Raw genomic sequence first — 22,545 nt, 5'->3', positions numbered from 1 at the left:
CCCGTCGTGGCTGGTCGCGCAGTCCCCCTCGCCGCTTCGGGGCGCGTCCACCGACGGTCACGGCAGGAAGGCCGGCGTCGCCGGCATCGTGATCGTGTCCCGGAGGCTCTTACGGCGCCTTCGCCGGCCGCCACCCGAGCGCCCGCGAAATGCCGAGTGCCGCAAGCCGCACCGCGGGCACCAACACCGGTACCTGCGCCTCGACTTGAGGCACCACCACCGACACCGCGGCGACCACCGCCCCGCCCGGCCCGCGCACCGGAGCGGCCACCGACAGGGCGTCGTCGGTGACCTGACGGCTGCTCACCGCGACTCCCGTGCGCCGTACGTCGGCCAGCACCCGGCGCAGCCGCTCCGGCTCGGTGACGGTGTACGGGGTGAAGGACGCGAGCGGGCCCGCGCAGTACTGCTCCTGGAACGCCGCACCGCAGTGCGCCAGCAGCGCGAGCCCGACCCCGGTGGCGTGCAGCGGCCAGCGAGCCCCGACGCGGATGTGGACCCCGACGGCGCTGCGACCGGAGAGCCACTCGATGTAGACGACCTCCCCGTCGTCCCGCACCGCCAGCTGCACGTTCTCGTGGGTCGCCTCGTAGAGGTCCTCCAGGTACGGCAGTGCGATCTGCCGCAGCGCCAGTCCGCGCGGGGCGAGCGCCGCGACCTCCCACAGCCTGAGCCCGACGTGGTAGTCGCCGGACTCGTCCCGCTCCAGGGCGCCCCAGTCGGTGAGGGCGCCCACGAGCCGGTGCGCGGTGGTGAGGGTCAGCCCGGCCCGACGGCTGATGTCCGTCAGGGACAGCGCCGCGTGCTCGTGGTCGAACGCGGCGAGCACGGCCAGCAGCCGGTCGGGCGCGGAGCGGACGTTCATGGCCGGGCGTCTCCCGGGTGGGCGAGGTCGTAGGGGCGGGGGTAGGTGGCCGGGTGATATGTCACATAGCGCTGTTCGGTCGTCGGGTCCTCCTGCGCGGCGCGCCCGTTGAGCACGGCGGCCGAGGTGTCCCAGCGCCCCGTGTCCAGCCGGTGCTCCAGGGTGTGCAGCGCGCCGAGCATCTCGCCCGAGGTGAAGGCGCAGTGCCCGGGCCCGTCGACGTACGCCTGGCTGAGCAGTGCGCCCGAGCCGGCCGCGTCGGCGGCCCGGCGGTAGGCGCTCTCGGCCTGGACGGGGATCAGACCGTCGCCCGTGGTGTGGATGTCGAGCTGGGGGTCGGTGAGCCGGCCGGTGAACACGCTGGTGTGCCGCATCCACCGTACGGCCGCGGGGTCGGCCGAGATCCGCGGTGCGCGGTTCAGGGCCGTGAGGTCGGTGCGCAAGGACAGTCCCGCCTCCCTGTAGAGCTCGGTCACCTCTTTGTACAGCGGGGACCGGCTCAGCATCGCGGTGTAGTCGATGCCCGTGTTCCACGACATGTTGCCGCCCGCCCGGCTCTCGGCCTCCTGCCGCCAGCTGAACGCGGGCAGCTGCACCAGCCCGGTGACGGCCGTGTACTGGTTGGCCTCCTGACCGTCCCAGTCGGTGGCGCCCGGCTTCGTCTGCGTGGGGTCGTTGTAGCCGGGGATGTTGTGCAGGGCGGCGGCGAGCGCGATCCGGGCCCGGCCCTCGGTGGTCTGCTGGGCCGCGGAGACCTTCGAGGCGAGTGCCTTCGCCGCGGTGGTGGCGGCCGTCTGGTCGGCGAAGCCGGTGAGCGGGATGTCCGCGCCGGGCGCGAGCAGCGTCCTGAGCGCGAAGACCGGGTCCAGCGTGCTGTTCCAGTTGGCGACCCCGCCCTGGACGAGGCCGCACATCGACAGCGAGCCGTCGAAGCGGTCGGCGTGCCGTTCGGCGAGGGTGGTCGTGACGAGGCCGCCGTACGACGTGCCCCAGGCGAGCGTGCGCCGGGCCGTGCCGAACTTCTCTGTGAACAGGTTCAGGGTGGCGAGCTGGTCGGGCACCGCATTCGTCACCGCCCAGCCGTTCGTCGCGTACGAGGAGCCGATGAGGGCGTACCCCTCGGCCAGCAGCTTGTCGCGGGTGGTGGAGTCGGGGGAGTCCTGGGCCGGGTTGGCCGCGCCGGTGGGCCGGTAGCCGTGGCTGTAGAGGAGCACGGTGCCGTTCCAGCCGGCGGGAACGTCCATCAAGTACGCGGCGCCCGAGGGGAGTTGGCCCTCGAGGTGGGTGTCGGTGGCCGCCTGCGCGGGCAGGGCGGTGGCCGCGCTCAGGGTGAGGGTCAGCACGGCGAGGCAGGTGCGGGTTTTCAACGGGGGGTCCCTTCCGGTGGGGGGTGCGGGACGAGGCCTCCGTGAAGTTAGGCAGTCATTTATCTGTCGTCAATAACTTGCACAACATTGGCGGGGGTCGCCTCGCGTCAGCCGAGTCCGTCCCCCGCGACCCGCAGCAGCAGCGCGTGCAACGTCTCCCGCTCGGCCGGGTCGAGCGGCTCCAGGAGCTCGTTCGTCACGCGAAGGCCCGCCTCGTCGGTGTCGCGCAGGAAGGCGCGGCCGTCCTCGGTGAGGACGACGATGCGGCTGCGGCGGTCGTCGGGGGAGGGGCGCCGCTCGGCGAAGCCCAGCTTCTCCAGGTCGTCGACCAGGCCGACGATCGCGCTCGGGTCGTAGCCGAGGCGGGCGCTCAGTTCGCGCTGGAGGGTGCCCTCGGAGGTGGCCAGGAAGCGCAGCACCGCGTAGTGGCGCAGCCGCAGCCCCGACTCCTGCAGGAAGGTGTTGAACAGCTGTCCGGAGCGCAGGCCCAGGCGGTAGAGCAGATAGCCGGTGTCCGCGTGCAGCCCGCGCATCCAGGGCTCGTCCGCGTCGATCGGATTCGGGTTCGTGACGTGCTGGCGTGTGATGGCGGGCTCCCTGTTCTCGATCCCCGGGCCGGTGCGTCATTCCAGCATGTCGCACCCGTTGGTCAACAACAACTATTGACGTCAACAATTATTGCTCTTAGCTTCGATCTCGTAGCCGCAGCAGGCGTCTCGAAGGTGCAGCCGTGCCTTTCGAGGCCGCACCACCCGCATCACCTCGTGAAGGGACCCACCCGTGCCCAGCATCGATCTCACCGGCAAGGTCGCCGTCGTCACCGGCAGCGGCCGGGGCCTCGGCCTCGCCTACGCGCACGCCCTGGCCGCCCACGGCGCGTCCGTGGTGGTCAACGACGTCGACGAGGCCGTGGCCGAGGCGGCCGCGAAGTCCATCACCGAGGCCGGCGGCACCGCCGTCGCCGAGGTGGTCCCGGTCGGGACGAGCGAGGCCGCCGACCGGCTGGTCGGCCGCGCGGTCGAGGAGTTCGGGCGGCTCGACATCCTGGTCACCAACGCCGGCATCCTGCGCGACAAGGTGCTGTGGAAGATGACCGACGACGACTTCGACGCGGTGATCACCACCCACCTCAAGGGCACCTTCACCTGTGCCCGCGCCGCAGCCGTCCGCATGCGCGAGCAGGGCGAGGGCGGCACGCTGATCCTGGTCGGCTCGCCGGCCGGCCAGCGAGGCAACTTCGGGCAGACCAACTACGCCGCCGCCAAGGCGGGCATCGCCGCGTTCGCCCGTACCTGGTCGATGGAGCTGGGCCGCGCGAACATCACCGTCAACGCGATCGTGCCGGTCGCGGCGACCGCGATGACCGAGACGATCCCGGCCTTCGCCCCGTATGTCGAGGCCCTTCGCAATGGCGTGCCGTTCCCGGACTTCCTGCGCAAGGGCGAGGGCTTCGGCACCCCCGAGGACTGCGCCGCCCTCGTCCCGTTCCTGGCCTCCGAGGCCGCCCGTGGCATCACCGGCCAGGCCATCGGCATCGGCGGCGACAAGGTGGCACTCTGGTCGCATCCGCAGGAGATCCGCGCGGCCTACGCCGACGGCGGCTGGACCCCCGAGAGCCTGGCCGACGTCTTCCCCACCTCGGTCGGCGCCGAGCTCGAGACGGTCGGCATCCCGGCCCCGAACTTCCCGGAGGCGTGATGAGCCCCTCCATGAACGTCGACGAACTCGTCGCGATCGACGTCCACACCCACGCGGAGGTCTCCTCCAAGGGCCACTCCTCCCTGGACGACGACCTGCACGACGCGTCCTCCGCCTACTTCAAGGTGGAGGGCAAACGGAAGCCGACTCTGGAGGAGACGGCCGCGTACTACCGCGAGCGGAAGATGGCCGCCGTGATCTTCACGGTCGACGCCGAGTCCGCGACCGGCACCGCGCCCGTCCCGAACGAGGAGGTCGCGGAGGCCGCGGCCGCCAACTCCGACGTCCTCATCCCCTTCGCCTCCATCGACCCCTTCCGCGGCAAGGCGGGCGTCAAGCAGGCCCGCCGCCTGGTCGAGGAGTACGGGGTGAAGGGCTTCAAGTTCCACCCCAGCATCCAGGGCTTCTTCCCCAACGACCGCTCGGTGGCCTACGACCTCTACGAGGTGATCGAGGAGACGGGCACCATCGCCCTGTTCCACACGGGCCAGACGGGCATCGGCGCCGGAGTCCCCGGCGGGGGCGGCATCCGCCTGAAGTACTCGAACCCGCTCCACGTGGACGACGTCGCCGCCGACTTCCCGCACCTCAAGATCATCCTGGCGCACCCGTCCTTCCCCTGGCAGGACGAGGCTCTCGCGGTCGCCACACACAAGCCGGGCGTGCACATCGACCTGTCCGGCTGGTCGCCGAAGTACTTCCCGCCGCAGCTCGTGCAGTACGCCAACACGCTGCTCAAGGACAAGGTCCTCTTCGGCTCCGACTTCCCCGTCCTCACCCCGGACCGCTGGCTCGCCGACTTCGAGAAGCTGCCGATCAAGGACGAGGTCAAGCCGAAGATCCTCAAGGAGAACGCCGCCCGCCTGCTCGGGCTGACGAAACCGTAAGGGGCCGGACATGCGCAACGAGGGACTGGGGTCGTGGCCCGCACGCCGGGCCCGCAAGACCCCACACCGCACGGCCCTGGTCCAGGGTGAGCAGTCGACCGACTACCGCACCCTGTACACCCGCACCACGCGCCTGGCCCACGCCCTGCGCGCCAGGGGCGTCCGGCGCGGCGACCGCATCGCCTACCTCGGCCCCAACCACCCCTCCTACCTGGAGACGCTCTTCGCGGCGGGCACCCTCGGCGCGGTCTTCGTCCCCCTCAACACCCGCCTCGCGGGCCCCGAGATCGCCTACCAGCTCGCCGACTCCGGAGCCAAGGCCCTCGTCTACGGCCCCGCGCACGCGGGGCTGGTCGCCGGACTGCCGGGCAACACCGACGTCCGTACGTACGTCGAGGTCGGCGCCGAGTACGAGGAGGCGGTGGCCGCCGCCGCGGACGAGCCGATCGACGAGCCCGTCGGCCCCGACGACACCTGCATCATCATGTACACCTCGGGGACGACCGGCCGCCCCAAGGGCGCGATGCTCACCCACGGCAACCTGACCTGGAACGCGATCAACGTCCTCGTCGACACCGACCTGATCGCCGACGAACGCGCTCTGGTCTCCGCGCCGTTGTTCCACACGGCCGGCCTGAACATGCTGACGCTCCCGGTCCTGCTCAAGGGCGGCACCTGTGTCCTGGTCGAGGCCTTCGACCCGGACGCGACCTTCGACCTGATCGAACGGCACCGGATCACCTTCATGTTCGGTGTGCCGACGATGTTCGAGCAGGTGGCCCGGCACCCGCGCTGGCCGGCCGCGGATCTCTCCTCGCTCCGGATCCTGACCTGCGGCGGCTCCCCGGTCTCGACACCGCTGATCGCCGCGTACCAGGAACGCGGGCTCACCTTCCTCCAGGGCTACGGCATGACGGAGGCGTCCCCCGGCACGCTGTTCCTGGACGCGGAGCACGCGGTCAGCAAGGCGGGCTCGGCCGGCGTGCCGCACTTCTTCAGCGATGTGCGCGTCGTACGGCCGGACTTCGCTCCCGTTGACGTCGGCGAGACCGGCGAGGTCGTGGTCCGCGGGCCGCACGTCATGCCCGGCTACTGGGGGCTGCCCGAGGAGACGGCCGACTCCTTCGCGAACGGCTGGTTCCGCAGCGGGGACGCGGCCCGGGTCGACGAGGACGGCTACGTCCACATCGTCGACCGGATCAAGGACATGATCATCTCCGGGGGCGAGAACATCTACCCCGCCGAGATCGAGGACCTGCTGCTCTCCCACCCGGACATCGTCGAGTGCGCGGTCATCGGTGTGCCGGACGACAAGTGGGGCGAGGTGCCGCGGGCGGTCGTCGTCCCGCGCGAGGGCGCCTCGGTGGACCCGGACGAGGTACTGGCCTCGCTGGCCGGCCGCCTCGCCAAGTACAAGATCCCGAAGTCTGTGGTGCTCGCGGACGAACTCCCGCGCACCGCCTCCGGGAAGCTCCTCAAGTCCCGCGTGCGCAAGCGCTTCGGCACCAACTCCTGACTAACTAAGGACAGTTACATGAGCGTCACCGTCAACGGCATCGACGAACTGAAGAAGCTCGCGGGCAGCGACCTGGGCACCAGTGAATGGATCGAGGTCACCCAGGAGCGCATCAACACCTTCGCCGACGCCACGGGCGACCACCAGTGGATCCACGTGGACCCGGAGAAGGCCGCCGCCGGACCCTTCGGCGCGCCGATCGCCCACGGCTACCTCACCCTCTCCCTCTTCATCCCGCTGTTCACCGAGCTGCTGGACGTCCAGGGCGTCACGACGAAGGTCAACTACGGCCTGAACAAGGTCCGTTTCCCCTCGCCGGTGAAGGTCGGCTCCCGCATCCGCCTGGTCGGCAAGCTCGCGGAGGTCGAGGAGGTGCCGGGCGGTGTACAGATCACCGTGGACGGCACGATCGAGATCGAGGGCGCCGCCAAGCCCGCCGCCGTACTGCAGAGCCTGTCCCGCTTCTACGCCTGATCGGGCCGCGCCGGCACCAGGTCGAGAAGGCGCTCCGCGGCCTCCCGCGCGAGCGGAGTGAACCGGTCGTGCACCGCCCGGAACGTCTTCTCGGCCCGTTCCGCCGGCCAGTCGTCCGGCAGGTGCTTGACCGGGAGGCGCGGGTCGCGGCGGATGACCTGCAGCCACTCGCTGTGCAGGCGCAGCCGCAGCGCGAGGGCGTCGTCGGCGTCCGGCAGCCTGCTCTCCCAGGCCTCCCAGCGGCGCACGAACTCCTCGTAGCGCGCGGCCAGTTCGGACAGTTCCCAGGTCTCCTCGATCATCGCGCCGATGTCCATGCCGGCGTCGGCGTGTGCGCGGAAGACCTTCACATGGGCGGCGAGCCCGAGCTCGGACACCAGCTCCGACACGTCGACCTCGCCCGGCGCGATCCACAGGCCGCTGAACAGCGGGCCGAAGCCGCTCCAGGTGAGCTTGGCGCGCAGATCGTGGCGCTGACGCTGCCAGGACTCGGGGAGGGAGAAGCCGAGCAGGGTCCAGGTGCCGTCCCACTGCCGGTTGACCGCGCCGGTCTGCCAGATGCGGTGCTCGCCGTCCCGCAGTACCGCCGTCGAGTGCTCGGTCAGGCCGAAGTACATCCTGCGGCCCTCGCGCTGGCGGCGCAGCAGACCCCGGTTGACCATGCGGGTCAGGGTCGAGCGGGTCGCCTGCTCGCCGACTCCGGCGCGCGCGAAGACGTCGATCACGCTGCCCGAGTACACGCAGACGTCCCGCCCGAGCACCTGGTCGCCCAGGAACGTGAGCAGGAGGGACTGGGGCCGCAACGACTCTTCACCGGTCATGCGGCCCACCGTACGACGTGTCCGATCAGTCCGTGACCTGGCGGTACGAGTAGACGGTCGTCGCCAGCGCGCACACCCCCGGCGGAATGACCTCCGCCCGCAGGATGCCGCTGTTCACGTCGTAGTCGAGGCCCTCCGCCTCGAACGTGCCGTCCGTGCACAGGCTGCGCTGCGGCAGACCGAACAGGCTCTTCACCGAGCCGGTGACCGGTTGCCCGTCCAGCTTGTGCGGCAGGTCGACCTGGAGGAGCGGTCGGCTCTCGGGGAAGAGCTCGCCGCTCGGGTCGTCCGAGGCGCACACCAGGCGGGTGTCCGTCACGAAGTCGCAGCTCTGGATGTTGCGCACCGGCTTGTCCAGGGTGATCTGCCAGGCCTCCTTCAGGGCGCCGCCCTTGGGCGGAGTCGACGGGTTGAGGAGCGGGGCGGGGAAGACCTGCAGCCGGTTCTGATCGCCCCACTCGCCCGACACCAGCCACTGCCCGTCGGGCGAGACGGTCGCGAAGGAGTTGTTGACCTTCTCGCCCGGGTTCAGCTGGTGCACGTACTCGTAGCGCTTCCCGGCCGGCGTGGTGACCGCGAACATCTTCGACGTGGCCGTGTCGGCGCCCTGGTAGGCGTCGAAGGTGTAGCCGCGGGCGATGTCCGGGTCACCGACGTGGTTCCAGCCCTTGAGTCTGAGGTCCAGTGGGATGTCGGCGAGACCGCGGTACAGGAGCGAGCCGTTCGCACGGCTCGCCAGTCCCTGTCCGCCGCCCAGCGTGTCCGTGTACGCCGTGCCGGTCTCCACCCAGTGCGGATCCTCGGACGCGAAGGCGCTCGGGGCGCTGAGCGTCAGAGCACCGCATAAGGAGGCGAGAAGAACGAGATGACGCTTCATCAGGCACCTGCCACGTCAACGAAGATGGGGTTGGAATAGAACCACGTATCCGCCCACGGGTCACCGTTTCCGGGCTCGTGCGGAATCGGCCCGTGCGGGTCGATCGAGGCGCCGAGGTAGCCCGTGCCGTGGCGGTTGCCGTCGCTGCCGCGCAGCCGGACGTAGAAGGACTCGTCCCCGGCGGTCAGCGGGATGCGCAGGGTGTACGTCCCCTTGCGGCCGGACACGTCCTTCGTGTGGACGACCTTGGTGTCCGGCGCCTTCCAGGCGTCCCGGTCGGTCACCGGACCGCGCACCGCGCCCCGGATCACGTCCACGTGCGCCAACTCGGGCAGGATTCCCTGGGGGTTGGCCCGGGAAGCCGTCGTCACCGTCACATACAGCGTGATCTTCTCGCCCTTGCGGACGCGCAGCCGCCCGCCGAGGGTGACGCCCCGGCCGGCGTCGCAGTCCCGCTTCACCCGGACGTCGAGCCCGTCGAGCAGGTGCCCGTGGTCGAGCCAGACACGGCCCGCGCGCAGGCCCGCCATCACCGCGCGGTAGCCGTAGCGGGTCACGCCGACGTGGGTGCGGCTGAACTCGCCGGGCCAGAAGTCGCTGCCGGCCTGCGGGGTGTCCGTGTTCACCGGGTCGGGCAGCTTGCCGGTGTTGTCGAAGTTCTGCCCGGCCGGCCAGTCGCTGTTCTTCCAGGTGTCGAAGACGGTCCGGTGGTTGTCGGAGTTGGTGGTGATCGAGAACAGCCTGCCCTCGGCCAGCATCGAGTCCCACAGCCCTCCGACGGTCGCGGTCGCCCAGTCGAAGCCGCCGTACGTGAGGTACGCGTCCGCCGCGTAGCCCGGCCAGGACTGGGCCGACGGCTTGTTCTCGTACTCGCCGCGGATCGACGTGGTGCCGCGCCAGCCGGGGATGGCCGCGCCCTGGGCACCGGGCGCGCCCTCCATGCCGATCATGATCTCGGGGGCCGCGTCCCGCCAGCCCCGCATCTCGTGCGGGGAGTCGATGCCGAGGCGCAGCGGGTGGTTGGCGAGGACGAGGACGTCGTCGACGTATCCCGAACGGCGTTGTTCCGCCAGCCACTTGATGCCTTTGAGGGCGTGGGCCTCGTTGCGCGCGGTGTCGGCGTCGGCGGCGCCGCCCTTGTCGTAGCCGAGCAGCTTGCCGTCGTAGGCGAGCTCGAACTGGGTGAGCAGGTCGACCTCGTGCGGGCCGGGCGCGGCGAACACGGTGCAGTGCTCGGCGGCCGGGATGTACCACTCCAGGCCCTGGAAGATCAGCTGACGCGGGTTCGCGGCCCGGGCCTCGAGGATCTCCTTGTGCTCCAGCGCGGCGCCGTAGTGGGCGTGCCCGAAGTTGGAGTGCTCGTTGAACACCATCCAGTCGAGGCCGTACTCGGCGGCCGCGGTGGCCTGCTGGGAGAACGTGTACTTGGCGTCGTGGCTGTACACGGAGTGCACGTGGTGGTCGCCGACGAGGTAGGCGAGACGAGGGTCGTCACCGCCGAAGCCACGCTGCGGGGCGGCGAGCGCGGGGGTGGCCGCCGACCCGAGGGTGAACGCGGCGCCGAACAGGCCTGCGCGGCGCAGGAGTTGACGTCGGGAGACGCCCTGGGCGTCGAGACGCGTGGGGGAGACGGACGGGTCGGCCCAGGCGGGCAGCTGCTGCTCGGTCATGACGGTCTACTTGTCCTCTTCGAGGGCGTCAGTGGTTCATGAAGGAGGTGACGGGCAGCGCCCGCGAGACGATCCGCACGTCGCCGAGGCGGCCGTGCAGGATCTGGTCGATCTTGTCCGCGTACGCGTAGCCGCCGAGCAGCCAGGGCAGTCCGACGGAGGTGATGCCGATCGCGGCGGCCTGGGGATTGCGGACGACCGGGCAGCCCTCGACGTACAGAGTGGTGTGCTTGCCGTCGTTGACGACCGCGAGGTGCCACCAGGTCTCCAGCGGGGTCTCCTGGCCCCAGTTGGTGGCGATGCCCTCCTGGTTGAGCGGGCGCATCGCCCACTGCGGTTCGCGGTCGTTGGACAGCGACAGAGTGGCGATGGGCTCGTCCGGGTCGTCGCCCGTCCTGCCGGCGGCACCGCCCGTGCCGGTACGGCTGACGATGCCGGACCAGGCGTGGTGGTCGGGGTCCCAGTCGGCGGGCAGACGGTAGAACGCCTCGATGGTGTAACCGTCCTTGAACGTCGCCGAGTTGAGCGGGGCGCCGTCGACCGTCTTCAGGTACGCGCCCTTCAGCGGGGACTTGAAGCCCCGGAACTCCAGGCTGCCGTGGCCGGGTTGGTCGGGGTGGTGGTCGGACGACCAGTTCAGGGCGCCGCCGCCCACCGTGACGAGGGAGAGGTCGTTGCCGCGCCCCGACAGGTCGCGGACGGTGCCGCTCACCGCCGTACCGTCGTCGTGTCCGTCGAAGCGCCAGTAGGCGACCGTGTCGCGCACCAGCATCTTCGAGGCCGGGCGTGCCGGGCGGGCGGGAACCGGGTCGAAGCCGGAGAAGCGGTCGGCGAAGTCGATGTCGACCGAGAAGCGGTCGGCGTCGCCGCTCAGCTCGATCTCCTGCCGCTCCAGCTCGTTGAGGCCCTTCTTGGCCCGGCCGAGGATCCACGGGGAGACCGTCTCCACGTCGATGACGCCCCGGTCCAGGTCGAAGCGGTAGAGGCGGATCATCGCCGCGCCGCCGAAGTAGCGGTTCTGGTAGTTGGTGAGGTGCAGGTGCACGTCGTGGCCGGCCGCGTTCTTGCGGGTCGCGCGGCCCGCGGGCCAGTAGTGGCCGTTCAGGGTCAGGAAGATCTGGTCGTGGTCGGCGACCAGCTGGTCCCACAGCTGCTGCCCGTAGTCCGACAACGTGTCGTCCTCGACGACCAGTTCGTGCGTGGTGAGGATGACCGGCGTCTTCGGGTGCTGGGCGAGCACGTCCTTAGCCCAGGCGTACCCCTTCGCCGACAGCCGCCAGTCCAGCGCGAGCACCATCCACTCGCGCCCGGCGGCCTTGAACAGGTGGTACGTGTTGTAGCCGTCCGAAGAGGCGCCCCCGAACGTCGGCCTGCTCTTGAACCGCTGCGGGCCGAACGCGTCCAGGTAGGGCGTCGAGCCGCGCTGGTCGTCCGTGGAGGACTTCACGTCGTGGTTGCCGGCCAGGACGCTGTAGCCGACACCCCGCCGGTCGAGCAGCCCGAACGCCTCGCCGATCGCGGCGAATTCGTCCTTGGCCCCGTTCTGGGTGAGGTCGCCGAGGTGGGACAGGAAGACGAGGTTGTCTTCCTTGCCCTGCTCCAGCAGATAGCGCAGCGACGCCTCGACGGGCGCCTTGTCGATGCTCGGCCCGTCGAAGAGGTACTGGGTGTCGGGCATGACGGCGAGCGTGAAGCGGCGGCTGTCGGAGTCGGGCCGCCAGTTGCTCGCGGTCGCGGGAGCCGCCTCGGCGACGGCCGGCAGCGCGACCCCGGCCGTGGCGGCGGCACTCAGCAGCGCGGTGGCCCGCAGGAAACTGCGTCGTGCGGCACCGGCCTGCATGGCCTCGCCCTGATGGTGGTCATGCGAAGTACACACGTGTGCTCCGTAAGGGACTTCAAGAAAGGGACTCAGAGAATGCGCAGGGTCCAGCTCCAGCGGTGGACGCCCGGGGGGACGAGGTAGGAGGGGAAGGTGTCGGGGCCGCACGATGCCGTACCCAGACCGCGGTGCGCCGCGTCCAGGTGCACCACGCAACCGGAGCGCGGCACCAGCTCGTCGTGGTGCGTCGCGGCGGTGAGGTCCTCGGCGCGATACCGGGTGACCGAGACCTGGCGGGGTTCGTCCAGCTCCACCGCGAGACCGGTCGCGTCCGGCGCGGACAGCGTGAAGCGCCGTACGCCGTGCCGGCCGCCGCTCTCCTGCGGACGCAGGTACGGGGTGAACAACTCGTCGACGGGGACGGAGTGATGGCCGACGGGCGCTCCGGTGCTCCGGTCGGGATACGACTCCCACGGCCCCTGCCCGAACCACTCCAGCAGGTCCAGGCCCGCCACCGTCTCGAAGACCGAGCCGACCCGCGCCACATCGTGGAACTCGTCCGGCAGCTCGGCCTCCTCGTCGATCCGGATGCCGCCGTCGACCTGGGTGAACACCTGCCGGTGCCGTACGACGCCGACCGTGCCGGCGTACTCGGCGAGCACGGTCGCCCGGCCGCCGTCCTGCCGTACCGACACGACCTTGCGGACGAGCGTGTCGAGCCCCCAGGCCCGCCAGCGCGGCGCGATGCCGCCGAGCTCGTCGTTGTCGGTGGGCGCCCGCCACAGGGAGAGCGTGGGGGCGGCCGTGAGCAGCGGATGGACCAGGAGGCCCTCGCCGTCCACCTCGACGGGCCGGTCCACGGGAACGTCCTCGCGCACGGCGGGCTCGCGCAGCCGCACTTGCGGCGCGCACACCTCCGTGCCGCGCGGCGCCCACGACTGGTCCTCGGCCGTGGTCACCCGCAGTGTCAGCCAGGCCTCGCCGCCGTCGCGCGGCAGCTCGAAGGGCAGCGGTACGGCGGCCGTCTCGCCCGGTCGCAGATCGGGCAGTCCGGCGGGCGCGGTGAGCGTTTGGCCGTCGGCCAGGGACAGCTCCCAGGTGCCGGACAGCCAGTCCAGGCCCCGGAAGTGCTGGTGGTTGCCGAGCACGATGCCCTCGTGTTTGAAGCACTCGATGCGCACCGGCGCCGCGATCTCCCGGTGCTCGTACAGCGCGGGCTTGGGGGTGCGGTCGGGGAAGACGACCCCGTCGGCGATGAACGCGCCGTCGTGGATCGTCTCGCCGAAGTCGCCGCCGTACGCCCAGCGGTGGCCGGGCGCGGCGACACCGTTGTCATAGAGTCCGGCGCCCCCACGCCCGACCGGTCTGCCGTCGTTCACACGCTGCAGAATGCCGTGGTCCCAGAACTCCCAGATGAACCCGCCCTGAAGACCTGGCGTGGACTCGATGGCCGCCCAATGGTCGGCGAGCGTGCCGTTGCTGTTGCCCATCGCGTGGGAGTACTCGCACTGGATGAGGGGCCTGGTCTGCCGGCCCGACAGGGCGTGGGCGACGCAGTCCTCCAGCGGCGCGTACATGGGACAGGCGATGTCGGAGGCGTCGTCCGTCGCCGCCCAGTCGAGCTTGGCGGCCCCCTCGTACTGGATCGGCCGGGTCGGATCGTGCCGGCGCACCCAGCCCGCCGCCGCGTCGTGATTCGCGCCGTAGTCGGACTCGTTGCCCAGCGACCAGATGATGATCGACGGGTGGTTCTTGTCCCGCAGCACCATCCGCGAGACCCGGTCCACGAACGCGTTGAGATAGCGCGGGTCGTCCGCGATCTCGTGGGCGTGGTCGTGGGACTCGATGTCCGCCTCGTCGACGACGTAGAAGCCCAGCTCGTCGGCGAGGTCGTACAGGGCCGGGTCGTTCGGGTAGTGGGAGGTGCGGATCGCGTTGAAGCCGAACCGCTTCAGCAGGACCAGGTCCGCGCGCATGTCGTCGTAGGAGACCGTGCGGCCGGTGAGCGGGTGGAAGTCGTGCCGGTTGACGCCCCGGATGAACACCCGCTCGCCGTTGACGAGCAGGTCGCGGCCGACGATCTCGACGTCGCGGAAGCCGATGCGGTGCCGCGAGGTGTCGGCGACCGTGCCGTCGGGGCGGTGCAGGCGGACGGTCAGGTCGTACAGCTCGGGAGTCTCGGCGTTCCAGGTGCGTACCTCGGGGACGGTGGCGTGGATGCGGGCCTCACCGAGGAAGTCGGAGACACGGTCGTCCTCCGCGTTGGCCTGGTCGAACTCCCGGTCCTGGGGGAGGAGTTGACCGTCAAGATCACCGCTGACGTACCAGCCCTCGGGCAGCGCACCGCGTGTGTCCCGCACCCGGCAGTCGATGCGCAGCTCGCCGTCCCGCCGCGCCCGCACGCTCACGTCGGCGAGATGCAGGGGATCGGTCGCGTACAGCAGCACCGAGCGCGTGACGCCGCCGTGCCACCACTGGTCCTGGTCCTCGATGTGCGAGGCGTCCGACCACTTCACGACCGTCAGCCGTACGACGGACCGCTCGCCGGGACGCACGACGTCCGAGAGGTCGAACTCTGCCGCCAGATGGGAGTCCTTGGAGACCCCCACGGGCCGCCCGTCCACGTGCACAAGGAGCACGCTCTCGGCGGCGCCGACCTGGAGCACGATCCGGCGCCCGGCCCAGTCGGCGGGGACGTCCACCTCACGCTCGTACACGCCCGTCGGATTGGCGGCGGGCGAGTCGGGCGGGTACTCGGGGAACGGCATACGGACGTTCGTGTACTGCGGAAGGTCGTCGGCGTCCTGGATGGTCTGCATGGTCCAGACGCCGGGGACGTACGCCGACGACCAGGCGGTGCCGACCGGCGCGTCCGGAGCGGGCAGCAGCTGGAAGCGCCAGTCGCCGTCCAGGGGGAGTGCTCCGGAGCGCCGGTCGACGGCGTTCATGGGCAGGCGCCCCAAGGAGGTCAGTTCGGGGGCCGCCCAGGGGCGCAGGGCGAGGAGTGCGTCGGTCATGACCCTTCCGAAGTCGGTGGTGGTGTGGGGGAGTTGGAGCCGGGGAGAACGCGGCCCTGCAGGCCCCAGGCCGGGTCGGCGGTGAGGCCGAGACGGTCCAGGACGGTGGGGGCGATGTCGATGAGGCGGGGTGTGTCGAGCCGGGTGCCGCCGGGTCCGCCGGGCTCGGCGAGGATGATGAAGACCTCCTGCTCGGCATGTGTGTTGCCGCCGTGGCCGCCGGCGTCGAGGTGACCGTGGTCCGTGGTGACCAGCACGGTCCAGTGCTCGTCGGCGCGTGCGGGGTCCGAGCGCCGGGCGTCGATCGCCTCCAGCAGCCGCCCGAGATGGGCGTCCTGGGCAACGAGGGCGTCGTCGTAGGCGGGACTGAGGGGGCCCGTGGCGTGGCCGGCCTCGTCGGTGGCGCCGAAGTACACGAACACTACGTCCGGGTCGTCCTCGGTGAGCCAGCGTGCGGCGGTGCGGGCGACGAGGCGGTCCGCGGGTTCGTAGCCGTCGGATTCACCGTCGTAGTGCACCCGTTGGCCGATGGCGGCGCCGAGGGTGCCGCGGCGGACCAGTTCCGGCCAGGACACCGCGGCCGCGGTGCGCAGACCGGGCCGGGCGGTGACCGCGCGGCTCAGGAAGTCGGGGTAGCGGCCGTAGTCGGCGCCGGTGAAGTCGTTGCCGGTCACCCCGTGACGGTCGGGCCACACCCCGGTCAGCATGCTTGACCAGCCGGGTCCGGAGTCGGTGTAGGCCATGCTGGTCGACGGCCCGTTCTCGGCCTGGCCGTCGACCTCGCCGTAGGGCAGCAGGCTGGTGCCGAAGGCGCCCGCGGCCATCAGACCGTGCAGCACGGGTGCCGTGGACGGCGAGCGAAGCGAGATGGGGGTCTCCCCGGCCGGAGGCCGGGGGAGGGGCAGCCGGTCGAAACGCAACCCGTCCATCCCCACCACGAGCACCTTGCCGCGCCCGGGCAGTCCTCCGCCGGCGGCTTGCGTCACTGTGCACCTCCCTCTCGTGACATCGGTTCAGCTGCCCTGTACCGCTCCTTCGGTGGCGCCCGCTATGAACCCGCGGGCGAAGATGCTGAACACCACGACCAGCGGGATGGACGCCATCAGCACACCGGCCATGACCATGCTGTAGTCGGTGTTGTGGGCGACGTTGAGCTGCGCGAGCTCCACCTGGAGGGTCACGTGGTCGGGGTTGGTGAGCACGATGAGCGGCCAGACGTAGTCGTTCCAGGCGTTGACGAAGGCGTAGATGGCGAGGAAGGACATCGCGGGCCTGATCATCGGCAGCGCGATGTTCCAGTACTGGCGGAAGAACCCGGCGCCGTCCATGCGCGCGGCGTCGAGCAGTTCGTCGGGCACGCCGTTCTCTATGTACTGGCGCAGCCAGAAGATGCCGAAGGCGTTGGCGAGGGAGGGCAGGGTCAGTGCCTTGAGCATGCCGACCCAGCCGATCTTGGACATGAGGATGAACTGCGGCAGGACGGCCAGTTGGAGCGGCAGCATCATGAACCCCAGCAGCAAGCCGAAGAGCAGCTTGCGTCCGGGGAAGTCGAACTTGGCGAAGGCGAAGGCCGCCAGGGAGTCGATGAACAGCACCAGGACCGTGGTGACGGACGCGACGATCACCGTGTTGAGCATCGACCCGAAGAAGTCGATGGTGTTCAGCACATGCCGGATGTTCTCCAGCAGATGGGAGCCGAAGGTCAGCTTCGGCGGGCTCTTGTAGATGTCGCGGGTGGTGTTGGTCGCCATGATGATCGTCCACACGAACGGGAAGACCGAGATCAGGACGGCCAGGATGAGGATGATGTGCGCGGTCAGGCCCCTGGGGCGCCGCAGCCGCCTCGCGCCCGTCGCCGGCCGCGTGGTGCCCGTTGCCGTCATGACTTCCTCCCGCGCTGCACGATGCGCCAGTTGATGAGGACCAGCACCATGATCAGTACGAAGAAGGCCCACACGATGGCCGCGCCGTAGCCGTAGTCGTTGTTGAGGAAGGCCGACTGGTAGAAGTACAGCAGTGTGGTCAGACCGGACTGTCCTGGGCCGCCGAGGTTCGCGTTGGCGGCGTTGCTGGCGAACAGGACCTGGGGTTCGCTGAAGCTCTGCAGGCCGTTGATGGTCGAGATGACGACGGTGAACAGGATGATCGGCCGCATGATCGGCAGGGTGATCTGGAAGAAGGTCCGCACGGGCCCGGCGCCGTCCAGCTTGGCCGCCTCGTAGATCTGCGTGGGAATGGCCTGGAGACCGGCGAGATAGATGATCATGTTGTAGCCGGTCCACATCCAGGTCATCAGCAGCGCGATGACCAGTTTGATCAGCCACGGATTGCTCAGCCACGGCACGGGCGAGATGCCGACCGTGCCCAGGACCGCGTTGACCAGGCCGAAGTTGTTGCTGAACACCGCGCCGAAGAAGATCGACACGGCGACGATCGAGGTGACGTTCGGCACGTAGAGGGCGATCCGGTAGAAGCCCTTGAAGCGGCGCACCGAATGCAGCAGCGTCGCCAGCACCAGGGCGCCGAAGAGCGTGGGAACGGTGGACAGAACCCAGATCACCAGGGTGTTGCGGATCGACAGCCAGAAGACCGGGTCCTTCCACAGGAACCGGAACTGCTGCAGGCCCACGAACTGCATGGTGCCCAGGCCGTCCCAGCGCTGGAAGGCCAGATACAGCGAGTAGAAGACCGGGAAGAACGAGAAGGCTATGAAGATCAGGTAGAAGGGCGAGATCGCGAGGTACTGCCGCCAGTACGACAGCAGCCCGCGCCGCCTGGGCCGAGCGGCTCCCGCGGGCGGTGTGCGCCGCGGGCGGAAGCGGGCCGGGACCGGCCCGCCACGGTGCTCGGGCACCGTGGCGGAGCCGGTGACCGGAGGTGATGACACCTCAGCTCACCCCCTGCCGCTGGGCGATCTGCTTGGCCTGGCTGACCGCGTCCTTCCAGGCGTCGTCGGGCTTCTTGCCCTTGGCCTCGATGCTGGTCAGTTCCGTCATGTAGGGGGCCATGACGGCGGCGTCGGCGGGCGCTTCGTAGCTGTCCGGGATGGCCTTGGCGGCCGGGCCGAAGACCTCGATGATCTTCTGCCCGCCGAAGAAGGCGTCACCGCCCGTCATGGCCGGCATGGCGTACGCGGCCGGGGCGGCGGGGAAGATTGCGGCGTCGGTGAAGCCGCGGGCGTCGTTGTCCGGGCTGAGGATCCAGCTGATGATCTTGAATGCCTCTTCGGGGTTGCGGCACTGCTTGGGCAGGGCCAGGTAGGAGCCGCCCTGGTTGGCCGGCCCGACGGGATTCGCACAGACCCGCCACTTGCCCTTGGTCTGCGGGGCGGCCTGCTCGATGTCCAACGCGTGCCAGGCCGCGCCGAGTTCGGTGGCCAGGCTCTTGCCGATGGCGGCGTTCCAGGTGTTGTCGTTGATCTTGGCGTCGATGCCGAGCGTGTAGGGACGGACCGCCGTGGTCCACGCGGCGCGGATGTGGTCCTGGTCGCCGATGAAGTGGTTGTTCTTGTCGATGAACCGCTTGGTGCCCTGGCCGACCGCGATGTTGAACACCGAGCTGATGTTGTTGACCAGGAAGATGCCGGGCAGCGCCTTCTTCAGCTCGGTGCCGAGCGCGAAGTAGTCGTCCCAGGTCTTGGCCTCTGCGGCGACCTTGTCGGGGTCGGTGGGCAGCCCGGCCTTGTCGAACAGGTCCTCGCGGTAGAAGAGCGCGGTGGGACCGATGTCGATGGGGAAGCCGATCTGCTTGCCGTCCTCGGTCTGGGCGAGCTTGGTCTTCCAGTCCAGGTACTGGGACGAGATCTTCTTGAAGCCCAGGTCGTTCAGATCGAGGAAGCGGCCGGCGTTGGGCAGGAAGGACGCCATGTCCTCGCCCTTGATGCCGGTGATGTCGGGTACGGAGGTGCCCGCCGCGAGGGTCGTGGTGAGCTTCTGCTTGAAGTCACCGCCGATGGAGGCGGTGGTCAGCTTGATCTGGCTGCTGAAGTGGGTCTTGGCCTCCGCGACCACCTTGTCGCTGAGGGCGCCACCCCAGTACCACAGGGTGAGGTTCTTGCCGTTCTTTGTGCCGCCCGATCCCGAGCTGCCGCCGCATGCGACGGTCAGGCCGGAGGCGGCCGCGGTGAGCGCGGCGGCCTGGAGGAAGCCTCTACGAGAAAGGTCCACGGGTCACTCCTGTTGTTCCTGTTCGAGGTGCTGAGGGGCTTGAGGGGTCAGTGCAGCCGTTCGCACGCGCGTGGGCCGTCGGGCGTGTGCGGGGCGGGCGGGGTCACCGGCGCGTACCGCACCGGCGGGCCGACGTTCGCCGGGAGGCGGTCCGCCAGGAAGCCGTACGCGCGCTTCAGGTCGGGGTCGGTCAGGGAGCGCCACCAGCGGGCGACGCCGTACCAGCCGGGCGCGGCGAGCGCCCCGCCGTGGTGCTGGACGGACAGGCTCGCGGCCAGTACGGCGAACCGCAGCCGTTCCTGCAGGGGCCAGCCGCCGAGTGAGGCCGCGACGAAGCTCGCGCCGAACACGTCGCCGGCGCCCGTCGCGTCCAGGACGTCGACGTCGAGGGCCGGGACCTCCGCGTACTCGCCGGTCGTCTGGTCGACGGCGACCGCGCCGTCCCCGCCCCGGGTGACCACGGCCACCGGCACCAGCTCGGAGAGCGTGCCGAGGGCCGCGACCGCGCTGTCGGTGCGGGTGTAGGCCATCGCCTCCGTCTCGTTGGGCAGGAAGGCGTGGCACAGCTTGAGCTGGTCCAGGAGATCCGTCGACCACTCCTGGGTGGGATCCCAGCCGACGTCGGCGTAGATGTGGGTGCCGTTCGCGGCGGCCTTGGCGAGCCACCCGCGCGGTTCGGCCTCGAGGTGCACGAGGGCCGTGCGCGCCTCGGGCGGGTCGCCCATCAGCGCGTCCTGCGAGTACGGCGGTTCCTGGCCATGGGTGACGAGGGCGCGGTCGTGACCGTGGGCGATCGAGACGGTGACAGGGGTGGGCCAGCCGTCCGCGGTGCGCGAGAGCGAGAGGTCGACGCCTTCCTGGTCGTCGAGGACGTCACGGCAGTACTCGCCGTAGAAGTCGTCGCCGACGACCGTGGCCAGCGAGGTGCGCAGGCCGAACCGGGAGGCGGCCACCGCGAGGTTCGCGATGCCGCCGGGGCCGCAGCCCATGCCGTCCGTCCAGATCTCCTCACCCGGCGTCGGCGGCTTTCCGAGCCCCGTGAGGACGAGGTCGTAGAACAGCAGCCCGGTCAGGAGCACGTCGGGCCTGTCGTCGTCCACGCGAACAGCCTCTCGTCAAAACTCGTCATTTTCGATGACGGGAATCGTGCGCTGATCCACGAGATTGGTCAATACCCGAGCAGAAGTGAGCATGGAAATGATTGAAGATGACGAGTAGTGTGCAGCGCGTGCTGGCAGAACGACGACACCAACTCATCCTGCGGGCCCTGCGCTCCGGCGGTCCCGCGGCAGTGACCGATCTCTCCGAGCAGCTGGGTGTGAGCCCCGCCACGATCCGGCGCGATCTGCTCAAGCTGGAAGAGGACGGCCTGCTCACCCGCGTGCACGGCGGCGCGGTCGCGGACGACGGCGACCAGCCCTTCGCCGAGGTCGCCGAGGTGCGCGTGGCCGAGAAGGACGCCATAGCGGCACGCGCCGCGGCGATGGTCCGGGACGGGCAGTCGGTGCTGCTCGACATCGGCACCACCGCCTTCCGGCTCGCCCGCCAGCTGCACGGCCGACGCCTCACGGTGATCACCAGCAACCTGGTGGTCTACGAGGAGCTCGCCGACGACGAGGGCATAGAGCTGGTGCTGCTCGGCGGCATGGTCCGCCGCGAGTACCGCTCCCTGGTCGGTTTCCTCACCGAGGACAACCTGCGCCAGCTGCATGCCGACTGGCTCTTCCTCGGCACCAGTGGAGTGCGTCCGGGCGGGCAGGTGATGGACACGACCGTCGTCGAGGTGCCGGTCAAGCGCGCCATGATCAAGGCGAGCGAGAAGGTCGTCCTGCTGGCCGACTCGGCGAAGTTCCCGGGTACGGGGATGGCGAAGGTCTGCGGTCCCGGGGACCTGGACGTGGTGGTGACGAACACGCCGGTCGATCAGGCGACCCGGACCTCCCTTCAGGAGGCGGGCGTCGAGGTGGTCGTGGCAGGAAAGGTGCAAGCGTGAAGCTGACGATTCTGGGCGGCGGCGGGTTCCGGGTGCCGCTCGTGTACGGGGCGCTCCTGACGGACCGCGCCGAGGGGCGGGTCACGGAGGTCGTCCTGCACGACCTGGACGACAGCCGTCTGTCCGCGGTCGCCCGTGTGCTGGCGGAACAGGCGGCCGGCGTGCCGGACGCGCCCGAGGTCACCGCCACCACCGACCTCGACGAGGCCCTGCGCGGCGCCGACTTCGTCTTCTCCGCGATCCGCGTCGGCGGCCTGGAAGGCAGGGCGAACGACGAACGGGTGGCCCTGGCGGAGGGCGTCCTCGGCCAGGAGACGGTCGGCGCGGGCGGCATCGCCTACGGGCTGCGGACGGTCCCCGTCGCGGTCGACATCGCCCGCCGGGTGGCCCGCCTCGCCCCCGACGCCTGGGTCATCAACTTCACCAACCCGGCCGGCCTGGTCACCGAGGCCATGTCCCGTGAGCTCGGCGACCGCGTCATCGGCATCTGCGACTCACCGGTCGGCCTCGGCCGCCGTATCGCCCGCGTGCTCGGCGGGAACCCGAAGGAGGCCTGGATCGACTACGTCGGCCTCAACCACCTCGGCTGGGTCCGCGGCCTGCACATCGCAGGCCGCGACGAGCTCCCGCGCCTGCTGGCCGACCCCGACCTGCTCGGCTCCTTCGAGGAGGGCAAGCTCTTCGGCGTCGACTGGCTGCAGTCCCTGGGCGCGATCCCGAACGAGTACCTGCACTACTACTACTTCAACCGCGAGGCCGTCCGCTCCTACCAGCAGGCCGAGAAGACCCGCGGCGCCTTCCTGCGCGACCAGCAGGCGCACTTCTACGAGGAGATGCGCGACCCCGGCGCCCACGCGCTCACCGCCTGGGACCGCACCCGCGCCGAGCGCGAGGCGACGTACATGGCCGAGAACCGGGAGACGGCCGGCGCCGGCGAACGCGACGCCGACGACCTCTCCGGCGGCTACGAGAAGGTCGCCCTGGCCCTGATGCGGGCCATCGCCCGCGACGAGCGCACCACCCTGATCCTCAACGTCCGCAACCGCGGCACCCTCTCGGTGCTCGACTCCGAGGCCGTCATCGAGGTCCCGTGCCTGGTCGACGCCAACGGCGCGCACCCGGTCGCCGTCGCCCCGCTGCCCGAACACGCCACCGGCCTGGTCTGCGCGGTGAAGGCGGTCGAGCGCGAGGTGCTGGCCGCCGCCGAGTCCGGCTCCCGTACGACGGCGGTGAAGGCGTTCGCGCTGCACCCGCTGGTCGATTCCGTGAACGTGGCCCGACGGCTGGTCGAGGGCTACACGGACGCGCATCCCGGGCTGTCGTACCTTAAGTAGAAGCCTGCCCGGAAAGCGCTTTCCCCCGGATCCCCTTCGCT

At 70.3% G+C, this 22,545-nt stretch carries 19 protein-coding genes; 6 read left to right on the top strand and 13 right to left on the bottom strand.

The window, feature by feature from the left end:
• Positions 1 to 109: 109 nt before the first annotated feature.
• The 3 genes from OG303_RS11090 to OG303_RS11080 all read right to left on the bottom strand — a co-directional run bounded on the left by OG303_RS11090 (position 110) and on the right by OG303_RS11080 (position 2,765).
• Positions 110 to 865 carry an IclR family transcriptional regulator gene (locus OG303_RS11090; protein ID WP_405867356.1) on the bottom strand — a complete coding sequence of 252 codons (756 nt, stop codon included), beginning with the start codon at positions 863 to 865 and terminating at the stop codon, positions 110 to 112.
• Positions 862 to 2,232, bottom strand: a complete 1,371-nt coding sequence (locus OG303_RS11085) for an alpha/beta hydrolase family protein (RefSeq protein ID WP_405867354.1) — start codon at positions 2,230 to 2,232, stop codon at positions 862 to 864. The genes OG303_RS11090 and OG303_RS11085 overlap by 4 nt, the downstream gene beginning before the upstream one ends.
• 107 nt (positions 2,233 to 2,339) lie before the next feature.
• Positions 2,340 to 2,765: a MarR family winged helix-turn-helix transcriptional regulator gene (locus OG303_RS11080; RefSeq protein WP_405867352.1), complete on the bottom strand. Its 426-nt coding sequence runs from the start codon at positions 2,763 to 2,765 to the stop codon at positions 2,340 to 2,342.
• Between the two features lie 247 nt (positions 2,766 to 3,012).
• Between OG303_RS11080 and OG303_RS11075 the strand changes: the two genes are divergently transcribed.
• From OG303_RS11075 to OG303_RS11060, 4 genes are read left to right on the top strand one after another with little or no spacing between them, the layout of a single operon-like run.
• Entirely contained in the window at positions 3,013 to 3,930 is a 918-nt protein-coding gene (locus tag OG303_RS11075; protein ID WP_405867350.1) for an SDR family oxidoreductase, read from the top strand.
• Positions 3,931 to 3,941: 11 nt separating this feature from the next.
• The gene (locus tag OG303_RS11070; protein WP_405877191.1) at positions 3,942 to 4,817 is read left to right on the top strand and encodes an amidohydrolase family protein; all 876 of its coding nucleotides are present in this window, start codon (positions 3,942 to 3,944) and stop codon (positions 4,815 to 4,817) included.
• A 10-nt stretch (positions 4,818 to 4,827) separates the two neighbouring features.
• The gene (locus tag OG303_RS11065) at positions 4,828 to 6,333 is read left to right on the top strand and encodes an acyl-CoA synthetase (RefSeq protein ID WP_405867348.1); all 1,506 of its coding nucleotides are present in this window, start codon (positions 4,828 to 4,830) and stop codon (positions 6,331 to 6,333) included.
• An 18-nt stretch (positions 6,334 to 6,351) separates the two neighbouring features.
• Positions 6,352 to 6,807, top strand: a complete 456-nt coding sequence (locus OG303_RS11060; RefSeq protein WP_405867347.1) for a MaoC family dehydratase — start codon at positions 6,352 to 6,354, stop codon at positions 6,805 to 6,807.
• Here OG303_RS11060 and OG303_RS11055 read toward each other — a convergent pair.
• The 10 genes from OG303_RS11055 to OG303_RS11010 all read right to left on the bottom strand — a co-directional run bounded on the left by OG303_RS11055 (position 6,798) and on the right by OG303_RS11010 (position 20,277).
• Positions 6,798 to 7,628: a PaaX family transcriptional regulator C-terminal domain-containing protein gene (locus OG303_RS11055; RefSeq protein ID WP_405867345.1), complete on the bottom strand. Its 831-nt coding sequence runs from the start codon at positions 7,626 to 7,628 to the stop codon at positions 6,798 to 6,800. The genes OG303_RS11060 and OG303_RS11055 overlap by 10 nt on opposite strands.
• A 25-nt stretch (positions 7,629 to 7,653) precedes the next feature.
• Positions 7,654 to 8,505, bottom strand: a complete 852-nt coding sequence (locus tag OG303_RS11050) for a hypothetical protein (RefSeq protein ID WP_405867343.1) — start codon at positions 8,503 to 8,505, stop codon at positions 7,654 to 7,656.
• Entirely contained in the window at positions 8,505 to 10,175 is a 1,671-nt protein-coding gene (locus tag OG303_RS11045) for a histidinol-phosphatase (protein WP_405867341.1), read from the bottom strand. The genes OG303_RS11050 and OG303_RS11045 overlap by 1 nt, the downstream gene beginning before the upstream one ends.
• Positions 10,176 to 10,203: 28 nt before the next feature.
• Positions 10,204 to 12,051, bottom strand: coding sequence for a LamG-like jellyroll fold domain-containing protein (locus OG303_RS11040; protein ID WP_405867339.1), 1,848 nt, complete (start codon positions 12,049 to 12,051; stop codon positions 10,204 to 10,206).
• A gap of 32 nt (positions 12,052 to 12,083) precedes the next feature.
• On the bottom strand, positions 12,084 to 15,011 hold the full coding sequence (locus OG303_RS11035) for a glycoside hydrolase family 2 TIM barrel-domain containing protein (protein ID WP_405867337.1): 2,928 nt from the start codon (positions 15,009 to 15,011) through the stop codon (positions 12,084 to 12,086).
• Complete coding sequence (locus tag OG303_RS11030; RefSeq protein ID WP_405877189.1) at positions 15,008 to 15,940, bottom strand: alkaline phosphatase family protein; 933 nt, start codon at positions 15,938 to 15,940, stop codon at positions 15,008 to 15,010. Before OG303_RS11030 ends, OG303_RS11035 begins: the two co-directional genes overlap by 4 nt.
• A gap of 84 nt (positions 15,941 to 16,024) precedes the next feature.
• Positions 16,025 to 16,894 carry a carbohydrate ABC transporter permease gene (locus tag OG303_RS11025; RefSeq protein WP_405867335.1) on the bottom strand — a complete coding sequence of 290 codons (870 nt, stop codon included), beginning with the start codon at positions 16,892 to 16,894 and terminating at the stop codon, positions 16,025 to 16,027.
• Positions 16,891 to 17,775 (bottom strand): carbohydrate ABC transporter permease, encoded by an 885-nt coding sequence (locus tag OG303_RS11020; RefSeq protein WP_405877187.1) that lies wholly within the window; start codon positions 17,773 to 17,775, stop codon positions 16,891 to 16,893. The genes OG303_RS11025 and OG303_RS11020 overlap by 4 nt, the downstream gene beginning before the upstream one ends.
• A gap of 124 nt (positions 17,776 to 17,899) precedes the next feature.
• Positions 17,900 to 19,177: an ABC transporter substrate-binding protein gene (locus OG303_RS11015; protein ID WP_405867333.1), complete on the bottom strand. Its 1,278-nt coding sequence runs from the start codon at positions 19,175 to 19,177 to the stop codon at positions 17,900 to 17,902.
• Positions 19,178 to 19,224: 47 nt separating this feature from the next.
• Positions 19,225 to 20,277 (bottom strand): carbohydrate kinase family protein, encoded by a 1,053-nt coding sequence (locus OG303_RS11010; protein ID WP_405867331.1) that lies wholly within the window; start codon positions 20,275 to 20,277, stop codon positions 19,225 to 19,227.
• Positions 20,278 to 20,405: 128 nt separating this feature from the next.
• Between OG303_RS11010 and OG303_RS11005 the strand changes: the two genes are divergently transcribed.
• Both OG303_RS11005 and OG303_RS11000 read left to right on the top strand, forming a co-directional pair.
• Positions 20,406 to 21,170 (top strand): DeoR/GlpR family DNA-binding transcription regulator, encoded by a 765-nt coding sequence (locus tag OG303_RS11005; protein WP_405877185.1) that lies wholly within the window; start codon positions 20,406 to 20,408, stop codon positions 21,168 to 21,170.
• Positions 21,167 to 22,504, top strand: a complete 1,338-nt coding sequence (locus OG303_RS11000; protein ID WP_405867329.1) for a 6-phospho-beta-glucosidase — start codon at positions 21,167 to 21,169, stop codon at positions 22,502 to 22,504. Before OG303_RS11005 ends, OG303_RS11000 begins: the two co-directional genes overlap by 4 nt.
• Positions 22,505 to 22,545: the final 41 nt, after the last annotated feature.

The organism is Streptomyces sp. NBC_00005, from assembly GCF_045160215.1.
Classification (GTDB): Bacteria; Actinomycetota; Actinomycetes; order Streptomycetales; family Streptomycetaceae; genus Streptomyces.
The sequence above is the reverse complement of the archived record's forward strand: the minus strand, read 5'-3'. Positions and strand labels throughout refer to the sequence as shown.

What these genes read in the sequence shown, in the direction of transcription:
- OG303_RS11090 (WP_405867356.1), bottom strand. Translation starts at nt 865, where the DNA reads ATGAACGTCCGCTCCGCGCCCGACCGGCTGCTGGCCGTGCTCGCCGCG.
- OG303_RS11080 (WP_405867352.1), bottom strand. Translation starts at nt 2,765, where the DNA reads ATGCGCGGGCTGCACGCGGACACCGGCTATCTGCTCTACCGCCTGGGC.
- OG303_RS11070 (WP_405877191.1), top strand. Translation starts at nt 3,942, where the DNA reads ATGAACGTCGACGAACTCGTCGCGATCGACGTCCACACCCACGCGGAG.
- OG303_RS11065 (WP_405867348.1), top strand. Translation starts at nt 4,828, where the DNA reads ATGCGCAACGAGGGACTGGGGTCGTGGCCCGCACGCCGGGCCCGCAAG.
- OG303_RS11060 (WP_405867347.1), top strand. Translation starts at nt 6,352, where the DNA reads ATGAGCGTCACCGTCAACGGCATCGACGAACTGAAGAAGCTCGCGGGC.
- OG303_RS11055 (WP_405867345.1), bottom strand. Translation starts at nt 7,628, where the DNA reads ATGACCGGTGAAGAGTCGTTGCGGCCCCAGTCCCTCCTGCTCACGTTC.
- OG303_RS11050 (WP_405867343.1), bottom strand. Translation starts at nt 8,505, where the DNA reads ATGAAGCGTCATCTCGTTCTTCTCGCCTCCTTATGCGGTGCTCTGACG.
- OG303_RS11045 (WP_405867341.1), bottom strand. Translation starts at nt 10,175, where the DNA reads ATGACCGAGCAGCAGCTGCCCGCCTGGGCCGACCCGTCCGTCTCCCCC.
- OG303_RS11035 (WP_405867337.1), bottom strand. Translation starts at nt 15,011, where the DNA reads ATGACCGACGCACTCCTCGCCCTGCGCCCCTGGGCGGCCCCCGAACTG.
- OG303_RS11030 (WP_405877189.1), bottom strand. Translation starts at nt 15,940, where the DNA reads ATGGACGGGTTGCGTTTCGACCGGCTGCCCCTCCCCCGGCCTCCGGCC.
- OG303_RS11025 (WP_405867335.1), bottom strand. Translation starts at nt 16,894, where the DNA reads ATGACGGCAACGGGCACCACGCGGCCGGCGACGGGCGCGAGGCGGCTG.